10 protein-coding genes are annotated in these 13,672 nt (G+C 45.9%); 6 read left to right on the top strand and 4 right to left on the bottom strand.

Annotation, left to right across the window (positions count from 1 at the left end):
- The first annotated feature begins 7 nt into the window (after positions 1-7).
- A complete protein-coding gene (gene gtfA / locus V6984_RS15330; RefSeq protein WP_342756480.1) occupies positions 8-1,453 on the top strand; it encodes a sucrose phosphorylase in 1,446 nt (481 codons plus the stop codon).
- Positions 1,454-1,515: 62 nt separating this feature from the next.
- Here gtfA and V6984_RS15325 read toward each other — a convergent pair whose 3' ends face one another.
- Complete coding sequence (locus tag V6984_RS15325; protein WP_342760024.1) at positions 1,516-2,364, bottom strand: AraC family transcriptional regulator; 849 nt, start codon at positions 2,362-2,364, stop codon at positions 1,516-1,518.
- A gap of 208 nt (positions 2,365-2,572) precedes the next feature.
- Here V6984_RS15325 and V6984_RS15320 point away from each other — a divergent pair, with 208 nt between their 5' ends.
- The 5 genes from V6984_RS15320 to V6984_RS15300 all read left to right on the top strand — a co-directional run bounded on the left by V6984_RS15320 (position 2,573) and on the right by V6984_RS15300 (position 10,828).
- On the top strand, positions 2,573-3,871 hold the full coding sequence (locus V6984_RS15320; RefSeq protein WP_342756479.1) for a glycoside hydrolase family 27 protein: 1,299 nt from the start codon (positions 2,573-2,575) through the stop codon (positions 3,869-3,871).
- A 79-nt stretch (positions 3,872-3,950) separates the two neighbouring features.
- A complete protein-coding gene (locus tag V6984_RS15315; RefSeq protein ID WP_342756478.1) occupies positions 3,951-5,735 on the top strand; it encodes an ABC transporter ATP-binding protein in 1,785 nt (594 codons plus the stop codon).
- Entirely contained in the window at positions 5,707-7,494 is a 1,788-nt protein-coding gene (locus V6984_RS15310) for an ABC transporter ATP-binding protein (protein WP_342756477.1), read from the top strand. The genes V6984_RS15315 and V6984_RS15310 overlap by 29 nt, the downstream gene beginning before the upstream one ends.
- Positions 7,495-7,660: 166 nt before the next feature.
- The gene (locus tag V6984_RS15305; RefSeq protein ID WP_342756476.1) at positions 7,661-8,986 is read left to right on the top strand and encodes a replication-associated recombination protein A; all 1,326 of its coding nucleotides are present in this window, start codon (positions 7,661-7,663) and stop codon (positions 8,984-8,986) included.
- The gene (locus tag V6984_RS15300; RefSeq protein ID WP_342756475.1) at positions 8,987-10,828 is read left to right on the top strand and encodes a DUF5722 domain-containing protein; all 1,842 of its coding nucleotides are present in this window, start codon (positions 8,987-8,989) and stop codon (positions 10,826-10,828) included.
- A 12-nt stretch (positions 10,829-10,840) separates the two neighbouring features.
- On the opposite strand, the gene V6984_RS15295 is transcribed toward V6984_RS15300, so the two are convergent.
- From V6984_RS15295 to V6984_RS15285, 3 genes are read right to left on the bottom strand one after another with little or no spacing between them, the layout of a single operon-like run.
- Positions 10,841-11,356: a DUF4364 family protein gene (locus V6984_RS15295; protein ID WP_342756474.1), complete on the bottom strand. Its 516-nt coding sequence runs from the start codon at positions 11,354-11,356 to the stop codon at positions 10,841-10,843.
- Positions 11,328-12,296 carry a TIGR01212 family radical SAM protein gene (locus V6984_RS15290; RefSeq protein WP_342756473.1) on the bottom strand — a complete coding sequence of 323 codons (969 nt, stop codon included), beginning with the start codon at positions 12,294-12,296 and terminating at the stop codon, positions 11,328-11,330. The genes V6984_RS15295 and V6984_RS15290 overlap by 29 nt, the downstream gene beginning before the upstream one ends.
- Positions 12,297-12,326: 30 nt before the next feature.
- Positions 12,327-13,481 (bottom strand): NADP-dependent malic enzyme, encoded by a 1,155-nt coding sequence (locus tag V6984_RS15285; protein WP_342756472.1) that lies wholly within the window; start codon positions 13,479-13,481, stop codon positions 12,327-12,329.
- Between the last annotated feature and the right edge of the window lie 191 nt (positions 13,482-13,672).

Below are 13,672 nucleotides of genomic sequence, written 5' to 3'. Positions count from 1 at the left end.
AAAAAATGTGATTTTGGACAACAAGGTTATGTTAATAACATATGCGGACAGTCTTGGAAAAAACATAAAGGAACTGGAACAGGTCTTGGATACATGGTACAAAGATGCGATAGGCGGAGTTCATATTCTTCCCTTTTTTCCATCTTCGGCGGACAGGGGTTTTGCACCTATGCGTTATGACAAGGTTGACGAAGCGTTTGGAGATTTCGGTGACATTGCCAGGCTGGGAGAAAAGTATTATCTGATGTTCGATTTTATGGTAAATCATATTTCGAAAAGTTCCGAGTATTTTAAAGACTTCGAGGAAAAAAAAGAAGAATCTGAATATAAAGATTTTTTTATCAGGTATGATGAATTCTGGGAAAATGGAGAGCCCACGGAAGAACAGGTGGAGCTTATTTATAAGAGGAAGCCGAGAGCGCCGTATATCGATGTGTTTTTTGCGGATGGAACCACGGAAAAGGTCTGGTGTACCTTTTGCGAAGAACAGGTGGACTTGAACATTACGAAAGAAAAAACAAAGAACTTTATAAAGGATACTCTTGTTGATATGGCTGGTAAAGGTGCTGCTATGATTCGTCTGGATGCATTTGCCTATGCAGTCAAAAAAGCTGACACTAACTGCTTCTTTGTGGAACCGGATATATGGGAGCTGCTGCATGAAATAGAAGATGTTCTGAAGCCCTATAAGGTGGAGATACTTCCGGAAATCCACGAGCATTATAGTATTCAGATGAAGATTGCAGAACAGGGATTCTGGATTTATGATTTTGCGCTTCCCGTATTGGTGCTTCATGCATTATATAACGGCGAGGGCAGATATTTAAAAAAATGGCTGGAAATGAGCCCCAAAAAGCAATTTACAACATTGGATACCCATGATGGTATAGGAATCGTGGATGTAAAGGATCTGCTGCCGGATGAAGAAATTGCCAAAGTCAAGGAGCAGATGTTTTCTAAAGGTGCCAATGTGAAAAAGATATACAATACGGCAGCATATAATAATCTCGATATATACCAGGTAAACACGACTTATTATTCTGCTCTTGGTAATGACAAAGATGCTTACCTTCTGGCGAGGGCGATCCAGTTTTTTGCACCGGGCATTCCGCAGATATACTATGTGGGAATGCTGGCAGGAGAAAACGATATCGGGCTTATGGAAGAAACGAAAAACGGACGGGATATTAACAGGCATTACTATTCGGCAGATGAAATAAAAGAAGAAATGAAAAGGGATGTAGTCATAAAGCTGAGGGAATTAATGGAGCTTCGAAACAGACATCCGGCATTTGCCTTGGAAGCAGACTTGCAAATACATCTCCCGGAAACTCATAAGCTGGTTATCACAAGAACATTCGGAAATGAAAATATCTCCCTGCATGCGGATCTGGCATTACATTGCTTCTCCATTACGGAAGGCGGGAACGTAGTAGTTTATCCCGGAAAATAAAGAAACTGAGAACAAGCCGGCGGTCATCGGAAGATGATAGCCGGCTTGAGTAAAAGAGTCGATCATAAAATACAATGCGCCCGATATTCCCCCGGCGACATCCCCGCATATTTCCGAAATACCTTAGCAAAATAATTCCCATTTGAAAACCCGGTTCTCAGCGCAATATCATGAATCAAATCCTCTGTATCCAACAAATCATTCATAGCAGCCTGAATTCGCAGGTTCGTCAGATAGCGGACAGGAGGAATCCCTTGTTCCGTCTTAAAACTGCGCGTCAGATGCTCCTGGGAAATCCCCAGTCTCTTCGCCACCTCGTCCACGCCCTCCAGTGTATTGTATTCCTTTAACATAATTTGAAGAGCCAGATTCACCACGGAGTTTTGTACTCTGGCAGCAGAATGTTCTATTTCCCGCAGAAGACGGCATAAAAAGAGATATAAAAACTCCTGCCCCTCGTATTTTTCCAACCGGTCTCCGCATATCAGCTTATGGTGCAGCTTTAAGTATTGAGTGATCGGATGAGAGTTGGGGTCCAGAGAAAAGACGCAGCCACAGAGAGCGTCCAGCTTTTGGAAAAATGGAGCGGCAGTATTTCCATCGAAATGCAGATATAAAAACGTCCAAGGCTCCGCAGAGTCTTTATCCACATAATAGCGGGTCTTTTCCGGTATCTTCGTCAGAAATCCCACACCTTCGGAAACACAATATCTATCTCCGTTTTTTTCAAACCATCCTTTTCCCGATAACGTATATTGAAATAAATATCCACCGTATGTGTCCCTTTTTTCATTGGAGAAATCGTAGTTCTCGCGGAAACGGGATTCAATGCCGCCGTCCATAAGAATTAACGGCTGGTCTGCCATATCATCGGTATTCAGGAAACCAAAATGTCCAAAATTGTATTGCATCAAAAAAATACCTCTGCTTATCAAGAAACTATTCTTTTATAACCTATCACTTTCAACTATAATTGATTGGAAGAAGAAAAGCAATAAGAATGATAAAATCAAAAAAATACCTGATTTACTAAATGAGGGAATGTGAAAAATAAATTTTTCACGCGCAAGTTTGTGCTTGCGCCCAAATTCGCATGTATCGAAAACATGGAGGCTTAGTATGAATAAGAACAATTTTGCAGCACTTCCGCCGATGGGATGGAACAGTTACGATTATTATGATACAACGGTAAATGAAGAGCAGGTAAAGGCAAATGCCGACTATATGGCAGCACATATGAAAGAATATGGATGGGAATATATCGTAATCGATATTGAATGGTATTCCCATAAACCGGGCTCCATGAGAGACAGGTTTCAGTATATTCCGTTCGCCGCTCCCAAGATAGACGAGTATTCAAGATTGCAGCCTGACCCGGAGCGGTTCCCGTCCTCTGCAGGCGGCGCGGGCTTCAAGCCTCTGGCGGATTATATACATAGTCTGGGACTGAAATTCGGTATTCATATTATGCGAGGGATTCCCCGTACTGCGGCTCATGCCCACAGCAAGCTCCTCGGTACGGATCTGACGGCGGATATGGTTGCGGACCCGTCATCCATCTGCGGCTGGAATCCGGATATGTACGGAGTGCGCAATACAGAAGCTGGGCAGACCTATTACGATTCACTGCTGGAGCTTTATGCTTCATGGGGTGTGGATTTTATCAAATGTGACGATATATGTAACACCAACATGTATACGGCCAACCAGTATTCCGCACGCCATGAGATCGAGATGCTTTCAAAAGCGATAGAACGCTGCGGACATCAGGTCGTTTTGTCTTTATCTCCGGGCCCGGCACTGATCGATAAGGCATGGCACTATGAGAAGCATGCAAATATGTGGCGCATTACCGATGACTTCTGGGATAACTGGGATTTGCTTAAGGATATGTTCCACCGGTGTGAATTGTGGGAAAATCAGGTGTCCGGAGGATGTTATCCGGACTGCGATATGCTGCCTTTAGGCTGGCTGGGAAAAGGCTTCGGAGAGGAGCGCCGGACTAATTTTACCAAAGAAGAGCAGCGTACCATGATGACGCTCTGGTGCATCTTCGGTTCTCCGTTGATGCTCGGGGCGGAGATGACGAAAATGGACGACTGGACGCTTTCATTGCTCACGAACAAGGATGTTCTTTCCATGCTCACGCCGGATTGCCGTCCGCATCAGCTTGCACGTGATGAAATGAAAGCAGTATGGACCGCATATAATGCCCATACAAAGGAACGGTTTGCAGCACTGTTCAATCTGGCGGACGAAGAGATGGAAGTGTCCGTAGCTTTGAAAGACATTGATGAGACGTTTTCTGCGGATACTTCGCTGTTTGAGTTGTGGACACAGGTAAGAACTAAGAGCAGTAAAGGCAGGATTTCCTGCATTCTTCCGGCACATGGAAGCAGCGTGTATAGGCTGGAATAAGAGTTTCGCAATCGTCGATTATGATGTAAAATGTAAGGGTTTACAAAATTTCAACAGATAAAACGAGGAGGAGAATGAGATGAAACTGGGTAAAGTGTCCGTAAAGTGGCTGCTTTCCTTTTTAAAGAAGTACAGATGGCTCATGCTTTTGGGACTTGCGCTGACGACGGTGATTTCGGTTCTTGCAATTATCAATCCCTACATATCCGGCATGATCGTGGATGATGTCATTACGGGAGGAAATTATTCCCTGCTCCCGAAGCTGATACTGGTTCTGCTTGTGGTGACTGCCGTGCGGGGAGTCCTTCGGTATTTTTATCAGGTTATTTTCGAGACCTGCTCTCAGGGAGTTTTGTACGAGATGAGAGATAGGGTGTACCGCAAGCTGCTGCAGGAGGATTTTGCTTTTTACAATAAGAAGAGAACCGGGGATCTGATGTCAAGACAGACCGGTGATATGGATGCGATCAGGCATTTCCTTGCATATGTCATTTATGCGGTCTATGAAAATGTACTGCTGTTCGCTTTTGCGCTGGTCATGATTTTTACCGTAAATGTGAAGCTGGCCCTCTGTATGCTGGCAGTGTTGCCATTTACCGCGCTGACAACATACCTTCAGTCGAAGGAAGTCAGACCTGCTTTTCAGAGGAGCCGTAACTGTTTTTCCGCATTGAATTCCTTTGTGCAGGAAAATATCAGCGGTAACCGGGTAGTAAAAGCATTTGCAAAAGAAGATTATGAAATCGGAAAGTTTAACAGACAGAATGATGAATTCCGGGCAGCGCAGGTAAATGCTTCCAAAATCTGGATGGTTTATCTTCCTTTTTTTGAAATGCTGTCCAATGCGCTTACGATCATATTGATGCTGTATGGCGGTTACATGGTTATCAACGGCGAAATTACGCTTGGGAATATGGTAACGGTCAATGGCTATCTCTGGATGCTGACCGTACCGCTTCGTATGGCCGGATGGTGGGTCAATGATATTCAGAATTTCCGCACCTCTTTAGAAAAGATATACGGTACCTATGTGGAGGAACCGAGCGTGAAGACTCCGGAGAACGGTACTATCCGTAAGCATATGGAGGGGGCTGTGGAATTCAAACATGTTTCCTACAGCGCCGATGACGAGGATATTGTAAACGATGTGAGCTTCAAGGCGGAGCCGGGGCAGACTGTGGGTATTATCGGCCCTACCGGTGCGGGTAAATCCACGATTATGAATCTGTTGTGCAGGTTTTACGACACAACGGGAGGAGAAGTGCTGGTGGACGGCATCGACGTCCGTGAACTGAATCTTTATGACCTTCGCGACAATATCGGGATGGCGATGCAGGATGTGTTCCTGTTTTCAGATACGATTGAAGGAAATATCGCCTATGCCAAACCGGACTGTCCGTTTGAAGATGTGAAGAAAGCGGCAATCATGGTAGATGCCAATCACTTTATTCAGCATTTGCCGGAAGGTTATGACACGGTAGTTGGCGAGAGAGGAGTGGGACTTTCCGGCGGACAGAAGCAGAGAATCTCGTTGGCGAGGGCGCTGCTCAAGGATCCGTCCATACTGATTCTCGACGATACCACCTCTGCGGTGGATATGGAGACCGAAAGCTACATACAGGAACAGTTGAATTCCGGAAAAATCAAATGTACGATATTCATCATCGCCTACCGGATTTCTTCCATAAAAGATGCGGATTTGATTCTGGTCATGGATAATGGAAGGATTATAGAGCGGGGAACGCATGAACAGCTTTTGAAAAATCAGGGTTACTATGCGGAAACCTTCAAAAACCAGTACGGCGTATTCGAAACAGAAGAGGAGGTGGATGACGATGGCACGGAACAAATACGATGTGGATGAAGTGCTGGAGGACAGGTTTGATGTCAATCAGCTGAAGCGTCTGGCCGGATATATCCGCCCTTATAGAAAACAGATGGCAGCAGTTATCTTTATGATGCTGACATCCTCTGCGCTTGCCATGCTGGTTCCGCGGTTCCTGATGACGGTTATGGATGAATGTATTCCGCAGAAGGATATGAAGACCATAGGACTCTACAGTTTCTACACCTTTCTGATTGCGCTTTATGTGTCGGTCAGCCTTCGGTTTAAAATAAAGATTACCAACGAAATCGGACAGAATATCATTCACAAGCTGCGGTATGACATTTTTGCCCATTTGCAGGAGCTGCCGTTTTCTTATTATGATACGAGACCTCATGGAAAGATTCAGGTCCGTGTGGTCAACTATGTGAACAGCTTAAGCGACCTGCTTTCCAATGGTATTATCAATACGATCACGGATTTGTGCAATCTGGTGTTCATCCTGTTTTTCATGCTTTGGATCAACGTGCGGCTGACGCTTATTTGTCTGTGCGGACTTCCGGTCCTGGTTCTGGTGGTGGTGTTGATCAAGAAGAAGCAGAGGGTGGCCTGGCAGATTCAGAGCAACAAGCAGTCCAACCTAAATGCCTATCTGGCAGAGAGCATCAATGGAATCCGCGTGACCCAGTCTTTTACAAGAGAGAGCAGGAACACGGATATCTTTAATCAGCTAAGCAGAGGATATAGAGAGTCCTGGATGCGGGCGGTGAAGTTTAACTTCCTGATGGGCCCCAGTGTGGATATTATTTCCACGGTTACCGCTGCTTTTATCTATGTGCTTGGAATACAGTGGATGCTCGGAGGAGACGGCGGAATCACGGTGGGTGTGCTGGTTGCTTTTACCGCTTATATCAGCCGTTTCTGGAACCCTATCAATACGCTGGCGAATTTTTATAACTCGCTTCTGACGGCCATTTCTTATCTGGAGCGTATCTTTGAAACCATTGACGAAGAAGTACAGGTCAAGGATGCGGAGGGGGCGGTGGAAATGCCGCTCATCGAAGGGAAGATTCAGTTTAAGGATGTGGTGTTCGGGTATGAAGACGGACAGATCATACTGGATCATATTAACTTCACTGCAAGCCCTGGAGAGTCCTTCGCCATTGTAGGCCCGACAGGTGCGGGAAAGACGACCATTGTCAATCTGATCAGCCGTTTTTACAATGTGGGTTCCGGTGCGGTCTATATAGACGATGTGGATATTTCCAAGGTGACCATTCGCTCTTTGAGGTCTCAGATGGGGATCATGATGCAGGACAGCTTTATTTTCTCCGGCACTATTATGGACAATATCCGCTATGGCAATATGCAGGCTTCCGATGAAGACGTTATACGTGCAGCAAGAACCGTATGTGCCCACGATTTCATTATGAGGATGGACGGCGGTTACCAGACGCAGGTAAATGAAAGAGGAAGCAGGCTGTCTGCCGGACAGCGTCAGCTCATTTCCTTTGCCAGAGCGCTGTTAGCGGATCCGAAGATACTGATACTGGATGAAGCGACCTCCAGCATCGATACCGAGACGGAGATCGTACTGCAAAGAGGACTGAGGGAGCTTTTAAAGGGCAGGACTTCATTCATTATTGCCCACAGGCTTTCTACGATTCAGAATGCGGACTGCATCATGTACGTGGATCAGGGCAAGATATTGGAACGGGGAACTCACGAGGAACTTCTGGAGCTGAAAGGAGAATACAGCAATTTATACTTATCTCAGTTCGAGTTTTTGAAAAAATAATATTCATTATAATTATTTAGGAGCTGCTTCTTGCAGCTCCTATTTTGAAAATCGGAAAAGGTCGTATTATGTACTTTTTTCGTTTTTTCCAAAATAAGCCGTATTCTATTGTGTTGTCTCCGGGAAATATGGTAAGATTGAACAATAAAAAAGGATGCAGAAGGTTATGGATATATTCGAATATATGAGAAATACAAATATGGAAAAGGAATCGCCGCTTGCGGCGAGGCTGAGACCGAGGACTTTAGAGGAAGTAGTGGGACAGCAGCATATCATCGGTAAGGACAAGCTGCTTTACCGCGCGATCAAGGCGGATAAGCTCAGCTCCATTATTTTTTATGGCCCTCCGGGAACGGGAAAGACTACGCTTGCAAAGGTGATGGCAAATACGACCAGTGCAGAATTCACCCAGATCAATGCGACAATTGCCGGCAAGAAGGATATGGAGGCGGTAATAGAGAAAGCGAAGGATACCCAGGGAATGTATGGAAAGAGAACGATACTTTTCATAGACGAGATACATAGGTTCAATAAGGGGCAACAGGATTATCTTCTTCCGTTCGTAGAGGACGGCACTATTATTCTCATCGGAGCGACCACCGAGAATCCGTATTTCGAAGTAAACAGCGCATTGATTTCCAGGTCCATCATATTCGAGCTAAAGCCTTTGGAACGGGAAGCCGTGCAGACGCTCATTAAACGGGCAGTTTATGATACCGACAGAGGAATGGGGGCTTACGGTGCTATCATCGATGAGAATGCAGCAGAGTTTCTTGCGGAGCTTTCGGGAGGCGATGCCAGACATGCGCTTAACGCGGTAGAGTTGGGGGTTATGACCACACAGCGCGGTGAGGACGGTAAGATTCATCTGACCATGGAGGTAGTACAGGAATGTATACAAAAGCGGGTGGTCCGGTATGACAAGACCGGCGATAACCATTACGATACGATTTCAGCATTTATTAAGAGCATGAGAGGCTCCGACCCGGATGCGGCGGTTTATTATCTTGCCCGCATGCTCTATGCGGGTGAAAGCGTGACCTTTATCGCGAGGAGGATCTTGATCTGTGCCTCGGAGGATGTGGGAAATGCAGATCCGAATGCGCTTCAGGTGGCGGTCAGCGCGTCGCTCGCAGTAGAAAGAGTGGGAATGCCGGAAGCTCAGATCATACTGTCGCAGGCAGTATCTTATGTGGCCAGCGCACCGAAAAGCAACGCAGCGGTAAATGCGGTTTTCGCCGCACTGCAGGTAGTGGAGGAAACCGGAAATCTGCCGATACCTCCCCATTTGCAAGATGCACATTATAAAGGTGCCGCCAAATTGGGACACGGAACCGGCTATAAATATGCCCATGATTATCCGAATCATTATGTCAGGCAGCAGTATTTGCCATATGAGCTTAACGGGAAGGAATTCTATAAGCCCTCCGGCAATGGGTATGAGTTAAAAATAAAAGAGCATATGGCTAAAATAAAAAAAGAGGCTGAATAAATGAATCGGAAAAAGAATACTGCAAAAAGACTTTGGCTTACGATAAGTATAGTAATAATCTGTATAGCTGCATTAGCCGGCGGGGGATTTGCCGCTTACTCCTTTAACGAAAGGCAGAAGGAAGTGGAGGAAGCCGCGCTTATAGTGATAGAGAAGGCGGAAGAAGAAAAGGCGAAGGAGGCGGCGGAAAAGGAAGAGCAGGAAAAGGAGCAGACGGGCAGCATTTTTGAATCTGTCATAGAAGCCGGACGTAACGTGTTCAATTCCATTAGAAAAAAGCCGTCCTCCGTAGAGCTTGAGGAAGGGGAAACAGAGGCGTTTTTGGAGGTGGAATCCTGTCTGATAGATAGTAGAACGAGCAAGGTCTCTCTTAAGACTTCTTCGGATGCCATTCCGGTCAGTGACGACAAGTATTATTACCTGTTTGCAATACGTTCTTATGAAGACACCGTAGCGGAGGACAGCACTCCTATCATGAAGGAATATAAGAATACAGAGGTGGAATTCCGGTTTCCCAGACATTTTACAGGAACGGAAAGCGGAGTGTTCCGCAAATTTGTGATTGCCGTATTGAAGGACGGAAAATATGTTGCTGTAAGTCATCCCCAATATATTACTAATCCGGAAGCGGTAGCAAAATATAAATCCAACGGAGAAAAGCCTTCTTCCAAAAAGGGGCTTCTAATCGATCCAAACAAGCTTACCACCTCAGAGCTGGACGATCTTGGGGTGAAGCATGCGGCGTATAATATTCCTGTTTCCAGAATATTGGGAGAATCGACCAATAGTATATATCCCACTATTTCTTATTCCTATAACGGGAAAAACTACGCTTTTAACGGGCAGGTTATATCGGAATATGATTTGGTATTCAGCACGCTGACTAATAAAGGAATTGAGATAAGCGCAATTATATTAAACGACGTGTCTTCCGCTTATCCCCAGATGATTCATCCTCTTTCCCGTTCCGGGATAGGAAGCGCGCCTTATTATGCATTCAACGGGGCGGATGAAAGCGGTGCGGAGTATTTGGCGGCAGTGGGAGCATTTCTTTCGGAGCGTTACTCGGGAAGCGCTAACGGGCGCGGATTGGTGGCCAACTGGATCATAGGGAATGAGATCAATGCAAGAAAAGAATGGAACTATATGGAGTACGTAGGACTTCAGGATTATGTGAAGGAATATGTCAAGGCTTACCGCGTATTTTACAACGCGATAAAAAGCATTAATGCTGCGTGTAATATTTACATATCCCTGGATCAGCAGTGGGACAGAAATATAAGCGGCAATACGAATTATGATACAAGAGATGTTCTGGATGAATTCAACAGGCAGATAAAGAAAGAGGGGAATATAGACTGGGGGCTTGCCATACATCCCTACAATGTGCCCCTAACCTCTGTGAAGATATGGTCAGCCTCCAAGTATGTCAACGATTCGCCTGACACCTCCATGGTGACGATGGCAAATATCGGCGTGGTAACCGGTTATATGCAGCAGGAGGAATTTCTTACGAAGGATGGGGAGGTGCGGTCCGTCGTATTGAGCGAATTGGGATATACTTCTCTGCGGGGGGAGGAACTGCAGGCGGCGGCCATCGTATATGCCTATAAGACTGCGGAAGCAAACCCGTATATCGATTCCATCCTTTTTTCCAGACAGACGGACGCGCTGGAGGAGATGGTCCAGGGACTTTCTCTTGGCTTGAACAATGCCGACGGCACACATAAATATGCCTATAATGTTTTCAAATACATGGACACCGAAAATGCGGATACTTATACGGATTTCGCAAAAAGCATCATCGGCATTTCCCAGTGGCCAACGTCTCAAGAGCCATAAAGAAAAACGCGGCTAAAATAGCTGCTGAATGAGATACTGATAGATTTGTTGATTTTTCCGCTGCCAGTTGTCACAGATAGCTGCAGCGGATTCTTCTGTAGGAACAGATAAAGTTATGTCAACCAACTTTACTTTTTTCTCCTTCGCTACCAAATGCGCATCATAGTCTCCCGTAGTGGATTTGTAATAATCTGCGAGAATGGATACCTCGTTTCGCAGCTCCATTTCATTATCCTTGAAAAAGGTATTGATCTCTTTTTTTATCGTATCGCTAATGCGGTTTTCGAAAAAAGAAAGCGTATTTAATCCCTCCGCCGTAATCAGCAAATGAGTCCTGTTCCGTATGGACTGGGCGGAAATGAGCCCCGCCTCGGTCAGCTCTGAAATTGCCTGCTGCAGGGTGAGAAAATTCGTGTATTCCTTTTCCAGAATAAAATCCCCCACCTGTGCGCTGGTCAGAGGAAAATTCACCCGGTCAAGCATATAAAGTATAATTAGTTTATAAAGTGTCAGAGGTTCCTGAGGCATAAGAAATACCTCCTTTCCAATATTTTCCCTGATAAGAGTTCTGAAGCTTCATCCGATGATGAAGCGCATTCAGAACCTTTTTCTTTTCAGCGCTCCATAAAGGAGCGAGGAGCAGATCCTTCGGCCCGTCGCCGGTTACTCTGTGTACGACGATGTTCGGGGAAAGGTGATCCAAACAGTTGATAAGTATATGAAGATATTCTTCCATAGTCAGGGCGGAAAAAGTACCCTTTTCGTAATCCTCTGCCAAATCGGTTCCCCGCAGCACGTGAAGAAGCTGAAGCTTTATTCCGAAGACCGGAATGCGGCCCAGATATTCAACAGTTTCGAGCATCATAGATTCACTTTCTCCGGGAAGGCCTAAGATGACGTGGACGATAACCGGAATGTGAAGGGAATCCAATTCATAAATGGCTCGGGAAAAGCACTCCAGAGCATAGCCCCGCCTGATATAGAGGGCAGTCTGTTCATGGATGGTCTGAAGTCCCAGCTCTATCCATATGAATTTGCGGGGATAGGCGGCTTTCAGTCTGCCAAACAGCGCAAGAACCTCCTTCGGAAGACAATCAGGGCGTGTGGCGATGGAGATTCCGGCAACTTTAGAATCGGCCAACGCCTGTCCGAAGATTTGTTCCAGCTGTGAGACGGGGGCATAGGTACCGGTATAGGACTGGAAATATGCGATATACGGTTCGTCCGTCTCTATGGAGGAAAAGGGAACGGCAAAGTCGCCGCTTCCCCCTTCGCTGCAAAAGATGCAGCCTCTGGCATCCAGTGTACCGTCTCTGTTAGGGCAGGTAAATCCTGCATCGATGGCGATTTTATTCAATTTATGGCCAAGAGTATTCTTAAAATAAGCGTCCAGAGAATAATAACGTTTGCCGTGCCATATTTCAGGAATGTCATTCTTAAGGAATACCGGCTCTTTTTTGTTATACATAGAATTACCCGTTCCGCGCTTCCCTGCCGTTCAGCGGACGATGTGAGATTTTACAGCGTTGGCAACGACCTCGGCTACTTTGGGATTGAAGGCCTCCGGCATGATGTTGTCTTCGCCAAGTTCGCTTTCCGGAACGAGACCGGCAATTGCACTTGCCGCCGCAAGCTTCATTTCTTCCGTGATCTGTGTGGCACGGCCTTCTAAGGCTCCCTTGAAGATGCCCGGAAAGGCCACCACGTTGTTCACCTGATTAGGAAAATCGCTGCGTCCCGTACCAACAACTCTTGCACCTGCTTCTTTTGCCAGATCGGGCATGATTTCCGGGACAGGATTTGCCATGGCGAAAAGAATGGAATCCTTGTTCATGGAGGAAACCATTTCTTTGGTCACTATTCCGGGAGCGGATACGCCTACAAAAATATCTGCGCCCTTCATGGCATCGGAGAGAGAGCCGGTTTCGTTATTGGGATTAGTTACTTCTGTCATTTTCTGCTGCATCCAGTTGAGGCCTTCTGTTCTGACAGAGATAATGCCCACCTTATCGCACATGATGACATTGGAGAATCCATAGGTAAGCAGCAGCTTCGTGATGGCTACGCCTGCACTGCCCGCACCGTTTACGACGACCTTGCAGTCCTCCTTCTTCTTTCCTGTTACCTTCAGAGCGTTGATGATGCCTGCAAGAACGACGATTGCCGTACCGTGCTGGTCGTCATGAAATACGGGGATGTCCAGTATTTCTTTTAGACGCTCTTCGATTTCAAAGCAGCGGGGAGCACTGATATCTTCCAGATTGATTCCGCCGAAGCCGGGAGCGAGATAAGTAACAGTCCTTATGATTTCTTCCGTATCCTGTGTGTCGAGACAAATGGGAACGGCATTCACACCGCCGAATTCTTTGAAAAGAACTGCCTTTCCTTCCATAACCGGCATGGCGGCATAGGGACCGATATTACCAAGGCCCAGCACAGCGCTTCCATCGGATACTACGGCAACCGTATTAGCTTTCATCGTATAAGTATAGGCGGCCTCTTTGTCCTGTGCGATTACCTTGCACGGTTCGGCAACCCCGGGAGTATAGGCGAGAGAAAGGTCCTCGCGGGATTTGACGGGAGACTTGGAAACCGTCTCTAGTTTTCCGTTCCATTGTTTATGAAGCTCTAATGCCTTTTCGTTCGTAGTCATGAATTATCCTCGCTTTGATATTAATGTAGTTTTTATTTGAGTTAAGACGCAGCACATACATACGCGCCACATACTGAAGTAATCATATAATATTTGCCGCGAGTCTGCAAGGCGGGGAAATGAAAAAAAGACTTTCTATTTTACAGAAGCTGTTGTATAATGTTAAAAATAGATGGCATTTGTAAGCAATT

The sequence above is a fragment of the Kineothrix sp. IPX-CK genome, assembly GCF_039134705.1.
GTDB lineage: Bacteria > Bacillota > Clostridia > Lachnospirales > Lachnospiraceae > Kineothrix > Kineothrix sedimenti.
The sequence above is the reverse complement of the archived record's forward strand: the minus strand, read 5'-3'. Positions and strand labels throughout refer to the sequence as shown.

Excerpts from the sequence above, each read along its gene's own strand:
- V6984_RS15325 (WP_342760024.1), bottom strand. The coding sequence starts at position 2,364 with ATGCAATACAATTTTGGACATTTTGGTTTCCTGAATACCGATGATATG.
- V6984_RS15305 (WP_342756476.1), top strand. The coding sequence starts at position 7,661 with ATGGATATATTCGAATATATGAGAAATACAAATATGGAAAAGGAATCG.
- V6984_RS15300 (WP_342756475.1), top strand. The coding sequence starts at position 8,987 with ATGAATCGGAAAAAGAATACTGCAAAAAGACTTTGGCTTACGATAAGT.
- V6984_RS15295 (WP_342756474.1), bottom strand. The coding sequence starts at position 11,356 with ATGCCTCAGGAACCTCTGACACTTTATAAACTAATTATACTTTATATG.
- V6984_RS15310 (WP_342756477.1), top strand. The coding sequence starts at position 5,707 with ATGGCACGGAACAAATACGATGTGGATGAAGTGCTGGAGGACAGGTTT.
- V6984_RS15290 (WP_342756473.1), bottom strand. The coding sequence starts at position 12,296 with ATGTATAACAAAAAAGAGCCGGTATTCCTTAAGAATGACATTCCTGAA.
- V6984_RS15315 (WP_342756478.1), top strand. The coding sequence starts at position 3,951 with ATGAAACTGGGTAAAGTGTCCGTAAAGTGGCTGCTTTCCTTTTTAAAG.
- V6984_RS15320 (WP_342756479.1), top strand. The coding sequence starts at position 2,573 with ATGAATAAGAACAATTTTGCAGCACTTCCGCCGATGGGATGGAACAGT.
- V6984_RS15285 (WP_342756472.1), bottom strand. The coding sequence starts at position 13,481 with ATGACTACGAACGAAAAGGCATTAGAGCTTCATAAACAATGGAACGGA.